The 21,358-nt window shown below is 64.8% G+C and carries 14 protein-coding genes; 4 read left to right on the top strand and 10 right to left on the bottom strand.

Features of this window, described 5'->3' with window-relative positions; genetic code table 11:
• Positions 1 to 11: 11 nt before the first annotated feature.
• From HU763_RS15580 to HU763_RS15560, 5 genes are all read right to left on the bottom strand, one after another.
• Positions 12 to 2,786: a malto-oligosyltrehalose synthase gene (locus HU763_RS15580; RefSeq protein ID WP_186686943.1), complete on the bottom strand. Its 2,775-nt coding sequence runs from the start codon at positions 2,784 to 2,786 to the stop codon at positions 12 to 14.
• Positions 2,783 to 4,852, bottom strand: a complete 2,070-nt coding sequence (gene malQ / locus HU763_RS15575; protein ID WP_186686944.1) for a 4-alpha-glucanotransferase — start codon at positions 4,850 to 4,852, stop codon at positions 2,783 to 2,785. Before malQ ends, HU763_RS15580 begins: the two co-directional genes overlap by 4 nt.
• The gene (treZ, locus tag HU763_RS15570; RefSeq protein WP_186686945.1) at positions 4,849 to 6,591 is read right to left on the bottom strand and encodes a malto-oligosyltrehalose trehalohydrolase; all 1,743 of its coding nucleotides are present in this window, start codon (positions 6,589 to 6,591) and stop codon (positions 4,849 to 4,851) included. Before treZ ends, malQ begins: the two co-directional genes overlap by 4 nt.
• 14 nt (positions 6,592 to 6,605) lie before the next feature.
• A complete protein-coding gene (gene glgA, locus HU763_RS15565) occupies positions 6,606 to 8,168 on the bottom strand; it encodes a glycogen synthase GlgA (RefSeq protein ID WP_170030629.1) in 1,563 nt (520 codons plus the stop codon).
• Positions 8,169 to 8,722: 554 nt separating this feature from the next.
• Positions 8,723 to 8,890: a DUF6026 family protein gene (locus tag HU763_RS15560; protein WP_186686946.1), complete on the bottom strand. Its 168-nt coding sequence runs from the start codon at positions 8,888 to 8,890 to the stop codon at positions 8,723 to 8,725.
• Positions 8,891 to 9,093: 203 nt separating this feature from the next.
• Between HU763_RS15560 and gnd the strand changes: the two genes are divergently transcribed.
• From gnd to HU763_RS15545, 3 genes are all read left to right on the top strand, one after another.
• Positions 9,094 to 10,077, top strand: a complete 984-nt coding sequence (gnd, locus tag HU763_RS15555; RefSeq protein WP_186686948.1) for a phosphogluconate dehydrogenase (NAD(+)-dependent, decarboxylating) — start codon at positions 9,094 to 9,096, stop codon at positions 10,075 to 10,077.
• On the top strand, positions 10,074 to 11,579 hold the full coding sequence (gene zwf / locus HU763_RS15550; RefSeq protein ID WP_186686950.1) for a glucose-6-phosphate dehydrogenase: 1,506 nt from the start codon (positions 10,074 to 10,076) through the stop codon (positions 11,577 to 11,579). The genes gnd and zwf overlap by 4 nt, the downstream gene beginning before the upstream one ends.
• An 82-nt stretch (positions 11,580 to 11,661) precedes the next feature.
• The gene (locus HU763_RS15545) at positions 11,662 to 13,458 is read left to right on the top strand and encodes a glycoside hydrolase family 15 protein (RefSeq protein ID WP_186686953.1); all 1,797 of its coding nucleotides are present in this window, start codon (positions 11,662 to 11,664) and stop codon (positions 13,456 to 13,458) included.
• A 33-nt stretch (positions 13,459 to 13,491) separates the two neighbouring features.
• Here the strand turns inward: HU763_RS15545 and HU763_RS15540 are convergent, their stop codons facing one another.
• Together HU763_RS15540 and HU763_RS15535 are read right to left on the bottom strand one after the other, a co-directional pair.
• Positions 13,492 to 14,334 (bottom strand): HNH endonuclease family protein, encoded by an 843-nt coding sequence (locus HU763_RS15540; protein ID WP_186686955.1) that lies wholly within the window; start codon positions 14,332 to 14,334, stop codon positions 13,492 to 13,494.
• Positions 14,331 to 15,659, bottom strand: coding sequence for an AAA family ATPase (locus HU763_RS15535; protein WP_186686957.1), 1,329 nt, complete (start codon positions 15,657 to 15,659; stop codon positions 14,331 to 14,333). The genes HU763_RS15540 and HU763_RS15535 overlap by 4 nt, the downstream gene beginning before the upstream one ends.
• 451 nt (positions 15,660 to 16,110) lie before the next feature.
• Between HU763_RS15535 and HU763_RS15530 the strand changes: the two genes are divergently transcribed.
• Positions 16,111 to 16,731: a TetR/AcrR family transcriptional regulator gene (locus HU763_RS15530; RefSeq protein ID WP_170030615.1), complete on the top strand. Its 621-nt coding sequence runs from the start codon at positions 16,111 to 16,113 to the stop codon at positions 16,729 to 16,731.
• Between the two features lie 276 nt (positions 16,732 to 17,007).
• On the opposite strand, the gene preA is transcribed toward HU763_RS15530, so the two are convergent.
• The 3 genes from preA to hydA all read right to left on the bottom strand — a co-directional run bounded on the left by preA (position 17,008) and on the right by hydA (position 21,255).
• Positions 17,008 to 18,282: an NAD-dependent dihydropyrimidine dehydrogenase subunit PreA gene (gene preA, locus HU763_RS15525; RefSeq protein ID WP_186686959.1), complete on the bottom strand. Its 1,275-nt coding sequence runs from the start codon at positions 18,280 to 18,282 to the stop codon at positions 17,008 to 17,010.
• Positions 18,283 to 19,650, bottom strand: a complete 1,368-nt coding sequence (locus HU763_RS15520; RefSeq protein WP_186686961.1) for an NAD(P)-dependent oxidoreductase — start codon at positions 19,648 to 19,650, stop codon at positions 18,283 to 18,285.
• 165 nt (positions 19,651 to 19,815) lie between these two features.
• Complete coding sequence (hydA, locus tag HU763_RS15515) at positions 19,816 to 21,255, bottom strand: dihydropyrimidinase (protein ID WP_170030610.1); 1,440 nt, start codon at positions 21,253 to 21,255, stop codon at positions 19,816 to 19,818.
• Positions 21,256 to 21,358: the final 103 nt, after the last annotated feature.

Raw genomic sequence — 21,358 nt, 5'->3', positions numbered from 1 at the left:
GCTCCTGAATGCTAGGCATGTTCAATCAACAGGTTGACTGGGAACTCCGACAGCACGGCGCTCAACATCAACTCTCTAACAGGGCTGACAACGGCACCGCCAAAAAGTCCAGTCGAATTGGCAGGCGACAAGGCAAACGGCAAAGTTACCCGGGTGTCGTCCCAGTTCTGCGCCGGGATCAGGGGTATGGTAGCTGCGCCCAGCAGGCTACTGGCCAGGCGTGGCGCGATGATGACGGCGCGTTGGCCTTCGCCCAGGCGGGCGAACGCCAGCACCTTGTCGGCGTGGCGGCCCTGCACGGTCAGGGGCAGGTAGGCGCCACGGCGGAACAGCTCGGCATTAGCCTGGCGGCAGTCGAGCACGCGGGCAATCAGCGCCTGCTTGACCCGGCCGTCCTGCCACTGGGCCAGCAATTCGGCCAGCGTTGTGGCGTCGTCCAGGGTGTTGCGCCGGGTGGCATAATCCACGGCCCGGCGGTTGTCCGGGTCGACCAGGCTGAAGTCCCAGTATTCGTTGCCCTGGTACAGGTCGGGCACACCGGGCGTGGTCATGCGCAGCAGGGCCTGTACCAGGCCATTGAGTGCGCCGGGGCAGGCCAGTAGCTGGGCGGCTTCAGCCAGCGACTTGCGCAACTGCTGGTTCTCGCCGTCCAGCAGCAGGCCGTCGACATAACGCGCACAGGCAGTTTCATAACCCTCGTTGGGAGCGCTCCAGCTGCTGCGCAGCTTGGCTTCACGCACGGCCTTCTGCTGCCACTGGCGAATGCGCTCGGCGTATTGGCGCAGGCCGTTGTCATCATGCGGGGCGAGGTCCAGCGGCCAGCTGCCGAGCAAGGTCTGCAACAGCATCAGCTCATCGCCGGGGCTGGGTGCCGGGCCGTCGTCCAGGGCCACGCGCAACGGGCTTGCCAGCTCGCGCCAGTGTTCCACCCGGCTGGCCAGCCACGGGCCGCGCTCGCTCAGCACTGCCAGGCGCGCGCGGGTGTCTTCGCCGCGCTTGTGGTCATGCGTGGCGGTGGCCAGCAAGTTGTCAGGGAAGTCGCGCAGGCGCCGCTGCGCCTCGTTGTGGAAGTGTTCGGGTGGGGCGCTGAAACGCTCGGCCTCGAAACCGACGTCGTTGCGCGACAGCAGCCGGGCGCTGCGGTAGAAGGCCGTGTCTTCCACGGCCTTGGCGGCGCTGGGGGCGGTCAGTTGCTGGAAGCGCACGCAAGCGTGGCGTAGTTGCTTGCGCGCATAGCCCGCTGGCAGCTTGCGCCAGGCCTGCCCGCCCAGCCACTGCTCGAGTTGTTCCAGGAGCGGCCAGTCGGCCTCGCTGAGGTCCTGCCGGGCGTTGGCCAGCGCCTGCTGGAAGAACGCTTCGTCCTGCGCCGGGCGGCCGCAGGCATTGAAGTAGGTGCGGTACACCGGGTAATGCGCCACCAGCGCTTGCAAGGCACGGCGGATCGCGCCCAAGGTCAGGTCGCGGGTCATCAGGTCGTTGCGTGCTACCTGCAACAGCGCCTGGGCTACCGACTCGCAGTCCCCGGCCAGGCTGGCATTGAGCACCAGGTGACGGGCCTGGCGCACTTCTTCGGCGAAGGCAGGGCGCTCTGTGACGCTGGCCCACAGCTCGCTCAGCGCGGCCTCGCCCGCAGGGTCGTGCTGCAGCAGCGACACCTGGTTCATGAACTCGTAGCCGGTGGTGCCGTCGGTCAGCCAGTCGCGGTGCAGGTGCTCGTCGGCACCGAGGATCTTTTCCACGTAGATCGGGAAGTGTTCCAGTGCCGCGTGCAGCGGGCGTCGCGCCAGCAAGCCATCGACCCGCCGGCGCAGTTTGCGGCAGTAGCCACGCGGGTCGGCCAGGCCGTCGATATGGTCGATGCGCAGGCCATCCACCAGGCCGCGCTCGATCAGCTCGAAGAGCTTGGCATGGGTGGCCTCGAACACCACTGCGCGTTCGACGCGCAGGCCGCCGAGTTCGTTGATGTCGAAAAAGCGCCGCCAGTTGATGTCGTCGGCAGCGGTGCGCCAGCTGGCCAGGCGGTAGGTCTGGCGCTCCAGCAGCAAGTGCAGGCGCCTGAAGCCAGCCTCGCTGCGGCTGTCGAAGGCCAGCAGGGCCGCTTGCAGGTCAGCGCCTTCGCCTACCAGGCGGGCCAGCTCGGCGTGCAAGGGTAGGGCGTCGGCCAGCGGGTCGGGCGATGCGTTGAGGGCGGTGAAATGTTCGGCCAGGGCCTTCAGCGCCGGGTCCGGGCTCAAGGCCAGAATCCAGCCGTAATCGGCTGGGCAGATCGGGAACCGGTGCTGGTAATGGGCGATGTGCAGCACGCCTTGCTGCGCGTCGAATTGCAGCGGTATTTCACCCTGCTTCAAGGCCACGCCGTAGTCGCTGCCGAGGAATGGCAGCAGCAACTGCCCGGCCAGCAATGGGTCGCTGGAATGCCACTGGATGTCGAAGAACTGAGCATACGGGCTGCGCCGGCCCCAGGCCAGCAGGCTTTGCCACCACGGGTTGTCGGCACCGCCGACAGCCATGTGGTTGGACACCGTGTCGAGGATCAACCCCATGCCGTGCTGGCGCAGGGCTGCGACCAGCCGCACCAGGGCTGCCTCGCCGCCCAGTTCCGGGTTGACCTGGGTCGGGTCGACCACGTCGTAGCCATGGCGCGAACCGGCGCGGGCCTTGAGGATGGGCGAGGCATACAGGTGGCTGATGCCCAGCTGGGCGAAGTACGGCACCAGCGGCACGGCGTGGTCGAGGGTGAAGTCACTGTGAAATTGCAGGCGCAGGGTCGCGCTCAGGGCTTTCATCGGTCACGCTCCCAGGCTTGCTCGCGGGCCTGGGCCAGCAGCTCGATACGCCGGGCGGCATCCTCATCGTCGAGCAGCTCACGCACTGGCCGGGCAAAGCGCCGGCGCCAGTTGGGGTGGCCTTCGGTGGTACCGGGCAGGTTGGGTTGCTCGTCGCAGCCCAGCAGGTCTTCGAGGGGGACCAGCACCAGCGGGGCGCGGGTGTGGCCGACATAGCGAATGGCGGCGTCGATCACGGCGTCGTTGTCCTCAAGCAGGCCATAATTGGATTCCAGCGTGCGCCGCAGGCCGGCGTGTTCTTTCTGCCGGTCATGGCGCCAATGCAGTTCGGTAGCGGCATCGATCAGTTGCAGGCGGTGGCTCCAGTCGATATCGCGGTTTTCCAGCCAACCGGCCAGGGGCGCCAGGTCGTGGGTGCCGGTGGTGGCCAGGGCGTTGTCCGGCCAGTCCAGAATCGGCGTGAAGTTGCCGGGCGAGGGCTGCTCGAACGGCAGCACACGCATGCCCAGCACGTTGCGCCTGGCCAAGGCTTCGCGCAGCCCTGCGGGTACGGTGCCCAGGTCTTCGCCGAGGATGACCGCGCCGTGGCGCATCGACTCCAGCGCCAGCAGGCGCAGCAGGTCGTCCAGCGGGTATTCGAGGTAGGCCCCTTCGCTGGGCTTGGAGCCACGCGGGATCACCCATAACCGGCGCAGGCCCATCACATGGTCGATCCGCAGCCCGCCGGCATGCGCCAGGTTGGCCCGCAGCATTTCGATGAAGGCGCGGTAGCCGTTGCGTTTCAGGCCTTCCGGAGAGAAGCCGCAGATGCCCCAGTCCTGGCCGGAACGGTTGAGGATGTCCGGTGGCGCGCCCACGGTGAGGTTGGCCAGCAGCTCGTCCTGGCGGCTCCAGGCCTGGCTGCCGGCGCCGTCAGCCCCCACCGCCAGGTCGGCAATCAGGCCGACCGCCATGCCATTGCCGCGCGCGGCTTCCTGGGCGCGTTGCAGGCTGCGCTCGGTCAGCCATTGGCAGAACGCGTGGAACTCGATGCGCGCCGGGTAGCTGGCGGCAAAACTCTGCACTTCGGCATGGTAGGGGTCGCGCCAGGCCTCTGGCCAGTTGCGCCAGTCGGCGCCGAGGCCCTGATCGACGGCTTCGGCCTGCAGCACTTCAAAGCGGCAATGGTGTTCCAGCGCTTCGCCGGCGGCCTCGCGGAAACTCTCGAAGTCGCTTCGCTGCGGGTGATCGCCTTGGCTGAAGTCCTGGTACAGCGCTTGCAACAGCCGGCGACGGGCTTCGGCTGCGCGCGGCCAGTCCACCAGCGGCTCCTGTTCCAGCGCTTCCAGCGCCTGTTCCAGGCCGCACGCTTCCACTGCCTGGCGCACGGCACGCTCGCCAAGGATCGCCGCCGGGCTGGCGTACAGGCTGTTGAGCAGCAGCCGGCTGGAGGGGGAGTAGGGGCTGTAATGGTGCTGGTCGAAGGCCGAAAGAGCGTGGATCGGGCTGATGGCCAGGGCATCGGCACCGCGTTCGGCAGCGCTGCGGGCCAGTTGTTCAAGGGCCATGCAGTCGCCATAGCCACCATCGCCAGGGCGACGCAGGCTGTATAGCTGCACCGAGATGCCCCAGCAGCGCGCTGGCGGTTGGCTGACCCGCTCATGCAGCGCCACGCAGGCGGCCGGTGCCACGGCCAGGGTGAAGGCATGGCCTTCGATCAGTAGCTGGTGGTAACCCGGTGGCAGCTGGCCAGGCAGCCGGCCCTGGGCATCCAGCTGCAATTGCAGCTGGGCCCCGTCCTCCAGGTTGCAGCGCACCGGGCTGCCGCCGGCGAAGTAGCGGTCGAGCGCCAGCGCCTGGCCCACATCCGCGGTCAGCAGGGGTGGCACATGCTCGGCATCATCGCTTTGCGCGAGGCTGGCCAGGCTGTCACGTACCTGGGCATCGTCTGCGCAGCCATGGCCAAGGGCTTCCAGTACCCGGCGCAGTACATCGTCACTGACTTGCTGGGGGCGGTTGTTGGCATCGACCCAGTCGCGGGCCAGCCCAGCCTGCCGTGCCAGTTGGTGTAGCAAAGGTTCGCTCATGGCGTCTCCGGGCTGGGTGGCAGCAGGCTGACCACGCAGCTGTAGGGCGAAAGGGTGGCGTCCGGGTGGGCGTCGGCGCTGCTGTCGAACAACCGTAGCCCGGCCTGCGGCAGCGCGACGGGCTGGGGTTGGCCGGCCAGGTTCAGGTCGATGCGCAAGGTGCTGCCATCACCCAGGCGCCAGCTGGCACTCAGCGCCTTGGCACCGAGTACCTTGGCACCCAGCGCACGCGTGCCGGGCAGGCGTGGCAGCAACTGCTGGCGGCGAATTGTCAGCAACTGCTGATAGAGCCCATGCCAGCCGGCGAGCACGTCGTGCCTGTCCGGCCGTGAGCGTTCGAAGGTCTGCAAGGCGTTCGGGTCGGGAATACGGGCGCGCTGTTCCGGGTCGGCAAAGGCCGGAAAGTGCGCGAATTCGCCGCGCCGGCCTTCACGTACGGCGTCGGCCAGTTCGTCGTGGAAATCAGTGAAGAACAGGAAGGGCGCACGGCTGCCGTCATCGTCGCCCATGAACAGCAGCGGGATCATCGGGCTCAGCAACAGCAAGGCGGTCGCCGCCCGTAACGCCGCAGGTGGGCACAGCACGCTCAGGCGTTCGCCCAGTGCCCGGTTGCCGATCTGGTCATGGTTCTGCAAGAACAGCACGAAAGCGCTGGGGGCGAGGTGGCCACTCGGCTCGCCCCTGGGCTGGCCGTGGCGATTGGCTTCGCCCTGGAACACGAAACCTTCGCCCAGGCAGCGGGCCAGCTTGTCGATCGGCTGGTGCTTGTAGTCTTCGTAGTAGCCTTCGGTTTCGCCGGTCAGCAGCACGTGCAGGGCGTTGTGGCCGTCGTCGTTCCACTGCGCGTCGAAGCCTTGTTCCAGCAGGAAGGCCTGGTTGTGTTCGTTTTCCAGTACCAGCCATACCTGGCGGCCGGGTTCGACCGCGGCGCGCACCCGTTGCGCCAGCTCGACGAGGAAATCCGGCTGGTCGATGGCATGCACCGCATCCAGGCGCAGGCCGTCGAAGCGGTACTCGCACAGCCACATCAGGGCGTTCTGGATGAAGTACTCGCGCACCTGCGGGCGCCGGAAGTCGATGGCCGCGCCCCAGGGCGTCTGGCGGTCTTCGCGAAAGAACGGGCTGGCGTACTGGTGCAGGAAATTACCGTCCGGGCCGAAGTGGTTGTAGACCACGTCGAGCATCACCACCAGGCCATGGCCGTGTGCCTGGTCGATCAGCTGGCACAGTTGCTGCGGGGTGCCGTAGGAATGCTGGGCGGCAAACGGCAACACACCGTCATAGCCCCAGTTGCGTGCCCCGGGGAACTGGCCTATCGGCATCAGTTCGATGGCGGTGATGCCGGTGGCGGCCAGGCGGGGCAGCAGGCTGGCCACGCCTTGGTAGCCACCCAGCACACCCACGTGCAGTTCCTGGATCACGGCTTCGTGCCAGGGTCGGCCTTGCCAGTGGTGCTGCCAAGGATAGGCGGCGATATCCACCAGCTGGCTTGGGCCGTGGACACCGTCGGGCTGGTAGCGGGACGCTGGGTCGGCCACTTGCAGCTGCCCGTCGATCCGGTAGTGGTAGTTGTCGCCTGCCCGGGCCGGGGCCACTCCCGTGTACCAGCCATCTTCTTCGGGCAGCAGCTCTATCGCCGGCTGCTGCTCCAGTTCCACACTCACGCTGCGCGCATCGGGTGCCCAGAGGGCGAAGCGCGCCGACGTGGCGTCCAGCAAGTGTGCGCCATGCCTGTGCATCTTCGAGCCCTCTTTCAGTAGTAGGCCAGGTGGGCCTGCCGGACCAGATCCTCATACAGGCGGGCATAGGGTTCCACGGCCTGGCACCAGTTGAACGGCTGGGTCATCGACAGGCAGCGCATGGCGTTGAGCAGGTCTTTCTTCTGGTACACATAGAAGGCGCGGGCAAGCGCTTCGCGGTAGCTTTCCACGGTCGATTCATCGAACAGGAAACCGGTGACACCGTTCTCGATGGTGTCGGCCAGCCCGCCGGTGTTGCGCGCCACCGGCAGCGAGCCGAAGCGCTGTGCATACATCTGGCTGAGGCCGCAGGGCTCGTAGCGCGATGGCATCAGCAGGAAGTCGCTGCCGGCGAACATGCGTCGTGCATCGGTTTCGTTGAAGCCGATGCGCACACCGATGCGCCCGGGGTGGCGCAGCGCCAGTTCGCGCATGGCCTGTTCTTCTTCCGGTTCGCCGCGGCCGATGATCGCGATCTGGCCACCTTGTTCGACGATGTAGTCGGCCACGCCCAGGGTCAGGTCCAGGCCCTTCTGGTAGACCAGGCGCGACACCACGGCGAACAGCGGCCCCTCGGACGGCTGCAGCTGGAACAGCTCGCGCACCTCGCGGGTATTGCGTGCCTTGCCTTCCCAGTCATTGATGCTGAAGTTGTGCTGCAGGTGCTTGTCGGTGGCCGAGTCCCAGCTTTCGTCGATGCCGTTGGGGATACCGCCCAGCAGGCCTTGCTGGGCCTTGCTGGCGAGGAAGCCATCCAGGCCGCAGCCGAATTCCGGGGTGGTGATTTCCTGGGCGTAGGTGGCGCTGACCGTGGTGATGTGGCTGGAGTAGGCAAGGCCGGCCTTGAGGAACGACAGCTTGCCGTAGAACTCCATGCCTTCCTGCTGCATGGCGTGGTCGGGGATCGCCAGTTCCGGGCTGCAGCCACGGCTGTATACGCCCTGGTAGGCCAGGTTGTGGATGGTGAACAAGGTCGGGGTGTTCAGGCCCCGCCAGTGCATGTAGGCAGGCGCCAGCCCGGCAGGCCAGTCGTGGGCGTGCACCAGTTCGGGCTTCCAGTGGATCATGCCCTCGCCAGCGGCGATTTCCGCCGCGGCCAGGCCCAAGCGGGCGAAGCGGATGTGGTTGTCCGGCCAGTCGCGGCCGTTGTCGGCAGCATAGGGGGTGCCAGCGCGCTGGTACAGCTCGGGGCAGATCAGCACATAGATGACCAGCCCATCGGGCAGGTCCATGCGGCCGATCTTGCACGGCGGCAAGGCGGCATGGCCGCTCAGTTCGCCGACGATGTGGATGGGGTTGTCGCTCTCCACCACTTGCGGGTAGCCCGGAATCAGCACCCGTACGTCATGCAGATGCCCCAGCGCCCGCGGCAGGGCGGCAGAAACGTCGCCCAGGCCGCCGGTCTTCACCAGGTCGGCGATCTCCGAGGTGACGAACAGGATCTTGCGCTTGTTGGGGTTGTGCTGGCGGCGCTGGGCGCCGGGTGCCTTGCCTGTCGTGGCGAAATCCGGGGTGACCGATTCGCGATTGTCCGAGGTAAAGGTGTCTACGTGAGGCTCGACAGCGGCACTGATCATACTTCTCTCCGTCCCTATGCTTTGGTCGGGTGCTGGCACCCGTGGCGATATCTCGTGTTGGTTCTCTCTGATGCTGAATGCTGCGTAGTGCTTCCATGCCCCTGAGTCGTGCGCGCAGGCACAGCGCGATCGGCATTCCCGCCAAAAGCGATTGGACTGGTTGGGATGGGTGGGCCGAGCCAGGGAATGCCCCTTGCGTTTGGCCTACTTAGTTCCTGACCTGCCGGCTTTCCTGAAAGTTCGACTTTTTTTCGTCACTCTTCCGATGAGCAAATGGCGGGCCGAAACCCGAGTGTAGGAGAGAAAAAGGGGAAAGGGTGACCCGCTGGTCACTAAGCGCATGCGCCGAAATAGACGCAAACGTTGGCGTCTGTGAGCAAATGTGAGCCACCGGCCGGCGCGCGGCGTTACGGCTGCGCCATATTGTCGCCAGGACGGGTTTGTGCACCATGATGGTGCCTGGGCCGCACTGCTATTTTCGCAGGCTTGAAGGAATGGGGCAGGGGAAGGATCAGCAGGTGGGAGCCCTCAAGCCCCCACGGAGGATGGAAGAATCAGAGGCTGACAGCTGAATCGTCGGTGCGTGCCTGTGCCAGCAGCAGGTTCAGTTGGGCGACCTGCTGACGCAGCTGGTCACGTTCTTCCTTCAGTTTACGCAGCTCATCACGGCGCACGGAGACATAGAGGGTCTGGGTTGGAGTAGCAGGCATCAAGGTACCCATGAGCACACCTCGCGGTTTTGGCTGGTGACAAGTTAAAGCGTAGACGCTTCACGCGGGGCGCATTCTGAATTCTTTTACAGGTCTTGGGAACTTTTTTGTTTATCGTGGTCGCGCCGTTCGTCGCTGAACCCACGAGCGGTTCGCTGGACTAACCTGAAGGCTGCACTGTGTCGTCATTAAATTTGAAAGGGGAGCATCGGCTCATGCAACTGGGAATCATCGGGCTGGGCCGCATGGGCGGCAATATCGCAAGGCGCCTGATGCGCGCCGGCCACCGTACCGTGGTGCACGACCGCAGCCGTGAAGCCATCAGCACTCTGGAGGGCGAGGGTGCCCAAGGGGCGCACGACCTCGGGGCGCTGGTGCAGAAGCTCAAGGCACCGCGCGCGGTATGGGTGATGCTGCCGGCCGGCGAGCCCACCGAGCAGACCATCGCGCAGCTGGCCGAGCTGCTGGAGCCGGGCGATGCGATCATCGACGGCGGCAATACCTTCTACAAGGACGATATGCGCCGGGCGGGCGAGCTGGCCAGGCGCGGGCTGCATTACCTGGACGTGGGCACCTCCGGCGGTGTGTGGGGCCTGGAGCGTGGCTACTGCATGATGATCGGTGGCGAAAAGGACGTGTTCGAGCGCCTGGAGCCGCTGTTCAAGGCACTGGCCCCGGGCGTGGGTGACATCCCGCGTACCCATGGCCGTAGCGGCGAGTACCAGCGCGCCGAGCACGGCTACATCCATGCCGGCCCGCCGGGTGCCGGGCACTACGTGAAAATGGTGCACAACGGCATCGAATACGGCCTGATGCAGGCCTATGCCGAAGGCTTCGACCTGCTGCGCAGCAAGGGCGGCAACGAACTGCCCGAAGACCAGCGCTTTGACCTGGACGTGGCCGAAATCGCCGAAGTGTGGCGGCGTGGCAGCGTGGTCACCTCGTGGTTGCTCGACCTGACCGCCGATGCCTTGGTGGCCGACCCTCAGCTGGCGCAGTTCAGTGGCTCGGTGTCCGACAGCGGTGAAGGCCGCTGGACCATCGATGCCGCCGTCGAGCAGGCCGTGCCGGTGCCGGTGTTGTCCAGTGCCCTGTTCGCGCGTTTCCGCTCGCGCCAGCAGCAGGGCACCTACGGTGACAAGATCCTCTCGGCCATGCGCCTGGGCTTCGGTGGCCATATCGAGAAGAAAGGCGAATGACCAGACAGCACATTCCTGCCGCTCCACCCTGCACCCTGTTCCTGTTCGGCGCCAATGGCGACCTGGTCAAGCGCCTGCTGATGCCGGCGCTGTACAACCTCAGCCGCGACGGCCTGCTGGACCGCAACCTGCGCATTGTCGGCGTCGACCACAACCCGGCAACTGCCGATGAATTCGCCGAGCGCCTGCATGCGTTCATGGTCGAGCGTGATAAAGGCGGCGAGGGCAGCGCCAAAGGCCTGGACGAGAAACTGTGGGCGCGCTTGGCCAAGCGCCTGGACTACCAGACCGGTGACTTCCTCGACCCGGCCACCTACCAGGCCCTCGCCAGGCGCATCGACAAGACCAGCCATGGCAACGCCATCTTCTACCTGGCGACTTCGCCGCGGTTCTTCCCGGAGGTCGCCCTGCGCCTGGGGCAGGCCGGCTTGCTCGACGAATCCGTCGGGGGCTTTCGCCGCGTGGTGGTGGAAAAACCCTTCGGTACCGACCTGGCCAGCGCCGAGGCGCTCAATGCCTGCCTGTTGAAAGTGATGGGCGAGCGGCAGATCTACCGCATCGACCATTACCTGGGCAAGGAGACGGTGCAGAACATTCTGGTCAGCCGTTTCTCCAACGGCCTGTTCGAGTCGTTCTGGAACAACCACTACATCGACCATGTGCAGATCACCGCCGCGGAAACCGTCGGTGTCGAGACCCGCGGTGCTTTTTATGACAGCACCGGGGCGCTGCGCGACATGGTGCCCAACCACCTGTTCCAGTTGCTGGCGATGGTGGCCATGGAGCCCCCGGCGGCATTCGCCGCCGATGCCGTGCGCAGCGAGAAGGCCAAGGTGATCGGCGCGATTCGCCCGTGGTCGCCGAAGATGGCCCTCAAGCATTCCGTCCGCGGCCAGTACCGCGCCGGCAAGCACGGGCGCAAGCAGTTGCCCGGTTACCGCCAGGAGGCCAACGTCGCCCCCGACAGCCACACCGAAACCTACGTGGCGCTGAAGGTGATGATCGACAACTGGCGCTGGGCCGGCGTGCCGTTCTACTTGCGCACCGGCAAGCGCATGAGCGTGCGCGACACCGAAATCGCCATCTGCTTCAAGCCCGCGCCGTATGCGCAATTCCGCGAGTCGGAGCTGGAGCGGCCCAAGCCCAATTACCTGAAAATCCAGATCCAGCCCAACGAAGGCATGTGGTTCGACCTGCAGGCCAAGCGCCCCGGGCCGGAGCTGGTGATGGAGAACGTGGAACTGGGCTTTGCCTACAAGGACTTCTTCAAGATGACCCCGGCGACCGGCTACGAGACGTTGATCTATGACTGCCTGACCGGTGACCAGACGCTGTTCCAGCGCGCCGACAACATCGAGAACGGCTGGCGGGCGGTGCAGCCGTTCCTTGACGCCTGGGCCCAGGGCGGCGAGGTGCATGAGTACCCGGCCGGTGAAGACGGGCCCGAGGCCGGCAATGAATTGCTGGCGCGGGACAAACGCGAGTGGCACCGGTTGGGGTGAGTTTTCTGTATGGCCTGTGCCGGCCTCTTCGCAGGCGAGCCCGCACAGAGGCTGACACAGGCAACCACACGAAGGAGCCGCAATGCCTGCCCACATCGAAGACTACGCCTTGCTGGGCAACTGCCGCAGCGCCGCCCTGGTCAGCCGCGATGGTTCGCTCGACTGGCTGTGCCTGCCACGCTTCGACGCCCCGGCAGTCTTCGCCGCCCTGCTGGGCAACGAAGAAAACGGCCGTTGGCGCCTGGCCCCCAGCGACCCGGTGCAGCACAGCAGCCGTCGCTACCTGGACGACACCCTGGTGTTGGAGACCACCTGGGCCACTGCCACCGGCCGCGCCCGCGTGCTCGACTTCATGCCACTGGGCGAGGTCAACTCGGTGGTGCGCATCGTCGAAGGCCTGACGGGTGAAACCAACTTCGAGATGGACCTGGTGATGCGCTTCGACTATGGCCGCAGCGTACCCTGGGTGGAGCGTGTGGCACCGCTCACGCTCAGCGCCGTGGCCGGGCCTGATCGCCTGATCCTGGAGGCGACGGTGGCGCCGCAAGCGCGTGACCACCACACCGTGGCCCGTTTCCGGGTCGGCGCGGGCCAGCGGCAGGTGTTCAGCCTGCGTCACCAGCCATCGCACCTGCCGGTGCAACCGGACTGCGACATCGACGATGCCCTGAAAAACACCATCGACCAGTGGCAGGCGTTCGCGGCACGCTGCCCCGAGGTAGGCCCCTACAGTGCCCTGGTGCGCCGCTCGCTGCTGACCCTCAAAGCGATGACCTACGCCCCCACCGGCGGCATCGTCGCGGCGGTCACCAGCTCGCTGCCCGAGCGCATCGGCCACGAACGCAACTGGGACTACCGCTTCTGCTGGCTGCGCGACGCCACCATGACCCTGCTGGCGTTCATGAACCTGGGCTACTTCGACGAAGCCCAGGCCTGGCGTGAATGGCTGCTGCGCTCGGTGGCCGGCAACCCCGAACAGATGCAGATCATGTATGGCCTGGCCGGTGAGCGCGACCTGCAGGAATACACCCTGCCGTGGCTGGCCGGCTACGAGCACTCGCAGCCGGTGCGCGTGGGCAATGCGGCGTCGACGCAGACGCAGCTCGACATCTACGGTGAACTCGCCGATGCCATGGCCCAGGCAATCAAGGGCGGCTTGCCGCGCCACCCACGCAGCGCCGCCATCGCCCGGCTGATCCTGCCTTACCTTGAACGCATCTGGCGCGAGCCGGACGAAGGCATCTGGGAAGTGCGCGGTGGCCGCCAGCAGTTCGTGCATTCCAAGGTCATGGCCTGGGTGGCCTTCGATCGTGCCGCGGGGCTGGCCGACACCACCGAAGAAGGCCGCGAGCGTGGCCAGCATTATCGCCAGGTGGCTGAGCAGATTCGCCGCGAAGTGTGCGAGCAGGGCCTGGACGCCAGCGGCCAGTTCTTTGTCCAGGCCTATGGCTCGAGCGAAATGGACGCCAGCTTGTTGCAGATCGCCCTGACCGGTTTCCTGCCGGTGGATGACCCGCGCTTCTTGCGCACCCTGGAGCAGATCGAACAGCGCCTGCTGAAGCATGGCCTGCTGCTGCGCTACGACAGCGACAGCTGCAGCGATGGCCTCACGCCCGGCGAGGGCACCTTCCTGGTGTGTTCGTTCTGGCTGGCCGATGTGTATGTGCTGCTGGGCCGCCAGGCCGAGGCCCAGACCCTGTATCAACGCCTGACCGGCCTGTGCAACGACCTCGGCCTTTTGGCCGAGCAGTACGACCCGGTTGGCCAGCGCATGCTCGGCAACTTTCCGCAGGCATTCAGCCATATCGGCATCATCAATACCGCGCTGAACCTGCACCGGGCCCAGTGCCCGGTACGGGACCGGGCGACCCGGCGTTGAACTACAGGCGACTGGCATGCAGCTGCCGGGTGGCTAGAGCAGACCCCAACTTTTCAGAAAGAACCGTGTCATACCGGCAAAAGGGCGGTCTGCATCGGCCTGGGTTCGGATCCGCAGCAGGAAATCACGCTGGCGCTCGGCAGCAAAGTTACCTTCCTGAAAAAGCAATACCAGCGTCTCCAGCGTTTCGTAGGCATTCCAGCGCAGGCGCAGCAATTCCTGGCGGTTCAACCCGAGCACGTCCTCTGCAGCCTTCACCGCTCTGCTGGATTGACTGGATCCGGTTATGCCAACCAACCAGACTTCGCGTGTTTCCGGGATGGCTTTCCAGGCAAAGAACTGTTCAGGGTCGGCGACGTAGGGGTTGATGAGTTCAGCATCTTCCTTGGCGTAGAGCTGGGCCACTGCAGCATCCGTGGTGGTGACTGGGTCGGGGCAAATAGTCTGCAACAAGGATTTCAGCTCTGCGCCGTCGCTGGGTAGGGTCAACGGCACTGCAGGCGGCGCGAGCCTTGGGCCCTGCACCGGGAACGTATCGCCTTTATAGGTCTGGTTGCAGATCTGGCAGCTGAACGTGTAGTTGTCGTAGCAGTACGCCAGCCACCAGTACTGGCTTTTGGGGCGGAAGTGTTCGACGTCGCCATGCGCTACCACGCCAGTGTCCGCTTCACAGTAGATGCACTTGTTGCAGGACTCGACCTTGAGTTGCGGCTTGGCGCGGCCCCAGACTTGACGGTTCTTCAGTCTGAAATTGACCGTTCCCGTATGGCCGTCGTCCTGATAGTACTGCACCAGGTTGTTGAGTTTGGTTTCCAGCTGAGTCCCGGTAAAGCCCTTCAGTTTTGCGGCAGAGCGAGTGCGCGAAACCTTGATCATGGCTCGCTCTCTAGGTTTTTTGTGATGGCGGTGAGTTTGTCTGGCGATATCTTGGTTTTGCGCTTGTTTTCGAGCAGTGCAGATTTGAGGCTGAGGATCAACTCGGCTTGCTCTTTCGCATAGTGCGGCATGACGTCCCATTCGGGGGCATCGTTCAAGATTGCCTGCAGCGCTTTCATTTGCGCTGCTTCTTGCTTGTTGAGCGACTCTTTAAGGCAGAGTTCTCTGACTGCGTTGCGAGCCTTTTCGATTTCGACTGATTCCAGCGAGTCCAAACCGAACATAGGGCTCATCAGCAGTTGATGAAGCATCATCTTGCGCGGTTCACCGATGAACGGAACCAGGGTCGGCGTTGCCTCTGCACCTTCCCTTCGGATGACATAGAGCTCACCTTCACCGCTCTGCTGTGCCGTGAGTGCCGAGTGCGTGGTCGCAATGAACTGGAAGTTCGGCAAGGTGCTGGAGAGAAAATCAACCAGATGGCGCCGCCACACCGGATGCAGGTGCAGATCGATTTCGTCGATCAGCAGCACCCCGCGCGTGCTGAGGGGGGTCTTGCGGTCGGGAAAGGTTTCGGTAATTCGGTACAGTAGGTCGCCACACCAGGCGGCCATGTTCTGGTAGCCGTCGGAAAGCTGGTTGAGTGGTATTTCGCCATCCACCGTGTTGAAAATGATCTGCCGCGTGGCCCGATCGATTCGCGAGAACTGCATGCCGGGTAAAAGCTTGTCCAGCGCTTCGTTGATCGCGCCCATCATCGACGACAGGCCTTTTCGGTAATCGAGGTCCATCACCCACTGTTCAAGTGACACCAGGCTGGCGTCTGGCGAAAACATTGTCGCCATACCTTGCGCCCGTGGCACGCGTGAGCGTTCATCGGGGAACGTGGCGCGCATGTTGATCACCGGTGGCCGACGGGAAACACCGTAGGCCAGGACAAAGTAGTTGCGATCAGCTTTGGCAATCGCGGCATCCAGCGCTTCCAGCGAGTCATGGTTGTTCGCAAAGATCTTGCGGATCCCGTCACCACGGTTGATTTCCAGCGCAATCTCTCGGGTTTCGCCCTTGGCGGTAATCAGTGTTCCTTCTATGCGGCATTTCTTCGCGCCATTGCTGATCCACGCATCAGGGTCACCGAGCAGTTCAGGAAGGGCATCGCTGCCTGCCAGCAGCAATGCAATGGCTCGCAGCACCGAGCTTTTGCCGCAGCCGTTTTCTCCGAGTAGCAAGGTCCAGCGACGCGTTCCGCCGGCACTGGCATGGAAGTCCAGGTCCAAGGACTTGATCGATCGGACATCGCGCAACGCGATTCGCACCAGGTACATCGTGAGGTCCTTCCAGTTCTGTAGGCGTATCAGTCATCCTGAAAGGCGACTGTCTGTTGGCGAGGGGGCTTGGGCAATGATCAACGTCATGCCTGTCAGCAATCATGGTGGCGCACATTTTAGCAGTTGCGAGAAGCTACCCGAACCGAGTATCAAGGCTATTCACACAGAGCCTAGGCTCTGTGTGAATAGCCTTGATACTTGTTCATGCTGCGTTGAAAACAGCCTCGGAATGCTCATGTACTCCAGTACACTCCGCTTCCTCGGCTGTTTTCGCCTTGCCTGACCTGCGTCTCAAGACTTTTCGTACAGAGCCTAGCGCAAACACCATTCGGCACGGAGCACCCATGGGTATTCGCGGTACAGATCGGCAGATCGGCAACATCGAGTTCAATGTCAGCGTCATCGATCCGGACGGCTACGAACTGGCGGTGTGGACGGCGCAAGCCTGATGGCCAACCACAAGATCGAAATCCGCCGGCGCAATATCGGCAAGATCCTGCAGGCGGCGGAAAAGGTATTTGCCGAAAAGGGCTACGGCGCCACCTCGATGGGCGATATCGCCGAGCAGGCCGAGTTGCCGCGTTCCAACCTGCACTATTATTTCAGCACCAAGGACGACCTGTTCCGCGCGGTGTTGCAGGATCTGCTGGAGGTGTGGAAACAGGACGCGCTGTGCTTCGAGAACTTCGACGACCCGCGCGTGGTATTGACCAGTTATATCCGCGCCAAGATGGGCCATTCACGCTCACGCCCGCTGGGTTCGAAGATCTGGGCCGAGGAGATGCTGCACGGGGCGCCGGTGCTGGGGGCGGACCTGGCGGAAAGCCTGGTGCCCTGGGCCAAACTGAAGGAGGCCAAGATCCGTCGCTGGGTAGAAGAGGGGCGCATTCTGGCGGTGGAGCCTTCGGCGCTGCTGTACATGATCTGGGCCTCGACCCAGCACTATGCCGACTTTGGTTACCAGGTCGAGCTGCTCAATGGTGGCGAGGCGTTGTCGGACATGGCGTTCGAGAATGCGGTGCAGACGGTGACTTGCGTGATTCTGCGGGGGATCGGGCTGGAGCCTTGATGGGCAAAGCCTGGTTTGCGCCGGCCGTGTAGGAGCGGCCTTGTGTCGCGAAAGGGCCGCAGAGCGGCCCCGTCGATTTACGCATCGTTAGATGAATGCGGGGCCGCTTCGCGGCCCTTTCGCGACACAAGGCTGCTCCTGCAGGTACGGCGCCAACTGTAGGAGCGGATTTATCCGCGATGCAGGCGACGCGTTGGCTGGCACCGGCTATGCCGGTGATCGCGGCTGAAGCCGCTGCTACACTGATTGCGTCAGTCGGTCGGGTAGTAATCCGCTTCAACTGGCCTCGCGGTAGGGGTTGCGTGGGTCCTGCGTCCAGTTCAGGTACGGCTTGCCGGTATCCTGCGCCACCATGTCGATGCAGCCTTCCACCGGGCAGGTGATCTGGCACAGGTTGCAACCCACGCATTCCTCCTCCACCACGCTGTAGGCATGCGTGCCATCTGCCTTCAGCGTGCTGGCAATGGCCTGGTGCGAGGTGTCCTCGCAGGCAATATGGCAGCGCCCGCAGCCGATGCATGCCTGTTGGTCGATGTGCGCCACCGACTTGTAGTTCATGTCCAGGTACTTCCAGTCGGTGGTATGCGCCACCGCCTGGCCGCGGAACGCCTCGAGGTTGCGATGCCCATGCTGGTCCATCCAGCGTGCCAGGCCGTCCTTCATGTCTTCGACGATGCGGAAGCCATGCAACATCGCCGCCGTGCACACCTGCACGGCACCACTGCCCAGGGCCATGAATTCGGCGGCGTCGCGCCAGTTGCCGATACCGCCGATGCCGCAGATCGGCAAGCCAAGGGTCTGTGGGTCGCGGGCGATTTCCGCCACCATGTTCAGGGCGATCGGCTTGACTGCCGAACCGCAGTAGCCGCCATGGGTGCTCTGGTCGCCGACGATGGGGTGGGCGACCATGCGCTCCAGGTCGACACTGGTGATCGAGTTGATGGTGTTGATCAACGACACCGCATCGGCCCCGCCACGGTGCGCGGCGCGGGCCGACTGGCGGATGTCGGTGATGTTTGGCGTGAGCTTGACGATCACCGGCAGCGAGCAATACGTCTTGCACCAGCGGGTGACCATCTCCACGTACTCCGGCACCTGGCCCACCGCTGCGCCCATGCCACGCTCCGGCATGCCGTGCGGGCAGCCGAAATTCAGCTCGATGCCGTCGGCACCGGTGGCTTCCACCAGCGGCAGGATGAACTTCCATGAGTCTTCCACGCACGGCACCATCAGCGACACGATCAGTGCGCGGTCGGGCCAGTCCTTTTTCACCTGGGTGATTTCGCGCAGGTTGATCTCCAGCGAACGGTCAGTGATCAGCTCGATGTTGTTGATGCCTTGCACCTGGCGGTTGGCGCCGTAGTGCGCCGAGTAGCGTGACGACACGTTGACCGCCGCCGGGTCCTCGCCGAGGGTCTTCCACACCACGCCGCCCCAGCCGGCCTCGAAGGCGCGCACGACGTTGTAGGCCTTGTCGGTTGGCGGTGCGGAGGCCAGCCAGAATGGGTTGGGTGCCTTGATACCGGCAAATTCGATCGACAGGTCGGCCATTTATGCTGCCTCCACATTGAGCATGAGTTGGGCATGGATGGCTTCGGCGGCCAGCTTGCCGTGTTGTACGGCCTGGACGGTCAGGTCCTGGCCCAGGGCGGTGCAGTCGCCACCGGCGTAAATGCCCGGCAGGCTGGTCTGCATGTTTGCATCGACCCGAATGCGCTCGCCGTCGCGGGCCAGTTGCGTCGCCAGCGGGTCGCCGAGGCTGCTGTCGTCGAAGCGTTGGCCGATGGCCTTGAAGATGGCATCGGCGGCCAGCTCGAAGGTTTCGCCGCTGTCGCGCAGGCGGCCGTCAGCCAGCTCGGTGCGGGCAAAGCGCATGCCGCGCACCTTGCCGCTGGCATCAAGCAGCACGGCATCGGGGCGCGCCCAGGTATGCAGGCGTACCTGGTTGGCCTTGGCGATGTCCTGTTCGTGCTCGGTGGCGCCCATGTCAGCGTGGCCGCGGCGGTACACCAGGTTGACATCGCGGGCGCCCAGGCGGCTCATTTGCACCGCCATGTCGATCGCGGTGTTGCCGGCGCCGATCACCAGGCAGCGGTCGGCCAGTGGCAGTTGGCTCAGGTCATCGGCCTGGCGCAGCTCGCGGATGTATTCGGTGGCGGCGAGCAGGCCGGGGGCTTCTTCAGCGGCCAGGCCCAGCTGGCGCACGGCATTCAGGCCGAGGCCGAGGAACACCGCGTCGTACTGGTCGCGCAGCTCGCCCAGGCTGAGGTTGCCACCCAGGCGCTGGCCGTGCCGAATCTCGATGCCGCCGATGCCCAGCAGGAACTCCACTTCACGCTGGGCGAAGTCATCCACCAGCTTGTAGCGGGCGATACCGTACTCGTTCAGGCCACCGGCCTTGTCGCAGGCTTCGAACACCACCACGTCATGCCCGTGCATGGCCAGGCGATGGGCGCAGGCCAGCCCGGCCGGGCCAGCGCCGACCACGGCGATGCGCTTGCCGGTGGCTGGCGAGCGCTGGAACGGGTGCGCGGTGAACTGCGCATTGTCCAGGGCATAGCGCTGCAGTTGGCCGATCAGCACGGGGGCGCATTCCTGCGCATTGTTGCGCACGCAGGCTTGCTGGCAGAGGATTTCGGTGGGGCAGACGCGGGCGCAGCTGCCGCCGAGGATGTTGGCCGAAAGGATGCGTTCGGCGGCGCCTTGCAGGTTGTCGTCACTGATGCGATGGATGAACGACGGGATGTCGATTTCGCTGGGGCAGGCGTTGACGCAGGGCGCGTCGTAACAGTACAGGCAGCGCGCGCTTTCGACGGCGGCCTGGCGCGGGGTGAGGGGTGGGGCCAGGTCGCTGAAGCGCTCGGCCAGCTGGTCGGCACCGGCCCGGGGGCGCGGCAAGTGGTTCAGGGCGTCGATCACGGTTGTAGCCTCTCTATTTTTTTTGGATGCAGGCAACAAGGATTGCAGTGGTTTCCTGGGCCGCTGCGCGTCCCATCGCGACACTAGGCCGCTCCTGCAAGGAACCGCGTACTCGTGTAGGAGCGGCCTTGTGTCGCGATGGGCTGCGCAGCAGCCCAAATGGCTTCAGCGCTGCACGGGCGTCGGCCGCTGCACTTCGGCCCTGCGCTCGAGCACCTCATACACCGACGGATACGCCGGCCGTTCCACATAGCGCCCCGCGCCCGCTTCTGCGCGCAGGTCGCCATCAGCCCAGCGCAGCTTGCCCTGGCTGATGGTGTGGCTGGGAATGCCGCGCACAGTGCGGCCCTCGAAGATGTTGAAGTCCACCTGCTGATGGTGGGTCTTGGCCGAGATGGTGCGGGTACCTTGCGGGTCCCACAGCACCAGGTCGGCGTCGGCGCCAACGCGAATGGCACCTTTGCGCGGGAACAGGTTGAAGATCTTTGCCGTGTTGGTGGAGGTCAGCGCGACGAACTCATGCATCGACAGGCGCCCGCTGTTGACCCCGGCATCCCACAGCACCGCCATGCGGTCCTCGATGCCAGCCGTACCATTGGGGATCCGGCTGAAATCATCCCGGCCCATGGCTTTCTGCTCGGCGCAGAAACAGCAGTGGTCAGTGGCGGTGGTGTGCAGGTTGCCCGACTGCAGGCCGCGCCACAGCGCTTCCTGATGTTCGCGCGGGCGGAACGGCGGGCTCATCACATAGCCTGCGGCGGTGGCCCAGTCCGGGTCGCGGTAGACGCTGTCATCCAGCAGCAGGTGGCCGGGCAGCACCTCGCCATAGACCGGCTGGCCCTTGCCGCGGGCATAGGCGATTTCATCCAGCGCTTCGCGGCTGGAAACGTGCACCAGGTACAGCGGTGTACCGAGGGTTTCGGCAATGCGGATGGCGCGGCTGGCGGCCTCGCCCTCGACTTGCGAGGGGCGCGACAACGGGTGCGCTTCCGGCCCGGTCAGGCCCTGGGCCAGCAGTTTTTTCTGCAGGTGGTACACCAGCTCGCCGTTCTCGGCATGCACGGTGGGCACCGCACCCAGTTGCAGGCAGCGCTCGAAGCTGGCCACCAGGGTGTCGTCGGCGGCCATGATGGCGTTCTTGTAGGCCATGAAGTGCTTGAAGCTGTTCACCCCATGCTTGGCAACCAGTTCGCCCATCTCTTCGGCCACCTGCTCGCTCCACCAGGTGATGGCCACATGGAAGCCATAGTCGCTGGCGCTTTTCTGCGCCCAGCCACGCCAGGTGTGGTAAGCCTCCAGCAACGATTGCTGCGGGTTGGGGATGACGAAGTCGATGATCGAGGTGGTGCCCCCGGCCAGGCCGGCGGCGGTGCCGCTGAAGAAGTCCTCGCTGGCCACGGTGCCCATGAACGGCAACTGCATGTGCGTGTGCGGGTCGATACCGCCGGGCATCAGGTAACGGCCGCTGCCGTCGAGGATTTCGCAGCCGGTGGGCGGTTCGAGGTTCTGACCGATGGCGCGGATCAGGCCATCGGCACACAGGACATCGGCGGGGTAACTTTCTTCGTGGGTGACCACGGTGGCGCCACGGATCAACAGGGACATGCCGTCTTCCTCGCAGGCTGACCGGTCTGGGCCGGTTCTTGGAATTGTCAGGGGCAGGCGAGCAGGGCGGTTAATCCTGTCATGCCTGACAAGATTCGAGGCT

Origin of the sequence: Pseudomonas anuradhapurensis (genome assembly GCF_014269225.2) — a bacterium.
Lineage (GTDB): Bacteria > Pseudomonadota > Gammaproteobacteria > Pseudomonadales > Pseudomonadaceae > Aquipseudomonas > Aquipseudomonas anuradhapurensis.
This window is presented reverse-complemented; position numbering and strand designations above follow the sequence as displayed.

Excerpts from the sequence above, each read along its gene's own strand:
- HU763_RS15560 (WP_186686946.1), bottom strand. The coding sequence starts at position 8,890 with ATGGGTACCTTGATGCCTGCTACTCCAACCCAGACCCTCTATGTCTCC.
- HU763_RS15535 (WP_186686957.1), bottom strand. The coding sequence starts at position 15,659 with ATGTACCTGGTGCGAATCGCGTTGCGCGATGTCCGATCGATCAAGTCC.
- glgA (WP_170030629.1), bottom strand. The coding sequence starts at position 8,168 with ATGATCAGTGCCGCTGTCGAGCCTCACGTAGACACCTTTACCTCGGAC.
- preA (WP_186686959.1), bottom strand. The coding sequence starts at position 18,282 with ATGGCCGACCTGTCGATCGAATTTGCCGGTATCAAGGCACCCAACCCA.
- HU763_RS15530 (WP_170030615.1), top strand. The coding sequence starts at position 16,111 with ATGGCCAACCACAAGATCGAAATCCGCCGGCGCAATATCGGCAAGATC.
- HU763_RS15580 (WP_186686943.1), bottom strand. The coding sequence starts at position 2,786 with ATGAAAGCCCTGAGCGCGACCCTGCGCCTGCAATTTCACAGTGACTTC.
- HU763_RS15540 (WP_186686955.1), bottom strand. The coding sequence starts at position 14,334 with ATGATCAAGGTTTCGCGCACTCGCTCTGCCGCAAAACTGAAGGGCTTT.
- HU763_RS15545 (WP_186686953.1), top strand. The coding sequence starts at position 11,662 with ATGCCTGCCCACATCGAAGACTACGCCTTGCTGGGCAACTGCCGCAGC.
- treZ (WP_186686945.1), bottom strand. The coding sequence starts at position 6,591 with ATGCACAGGCATGGCGCACACTTGCTGGACGCCACGTCGGCGCGCTTC.
- malQ (WP_186686944.1), bottom strand. The coding sequence starts at position 4,852 with ATGAGCGAACCTTTGCTACACCAACTGGCACGGCAGGCTGGGCTGGCC.
- zwf (WP_186686950.1), top strand. The coding sequence starts at position 10,074 with ATGACCAGACAGCACATTCCTGCCGCTCCACCCTGCACCCTGTTCCTG.
- hydA (WP_170030610.1), bottom strand. The coding sequence starts at position 21,255 with ATGTCCCTGTTGATCCGTGGCGCCACCGTGGTCACCCACGAAGAAAGT.
- gnd (WP_186686948.1), top strand. The coding sequence starts at position 9,094 with ATGCAACTGGGAATCATCGGGCTGGGCCGCATGGGCGGCAATATCGCA.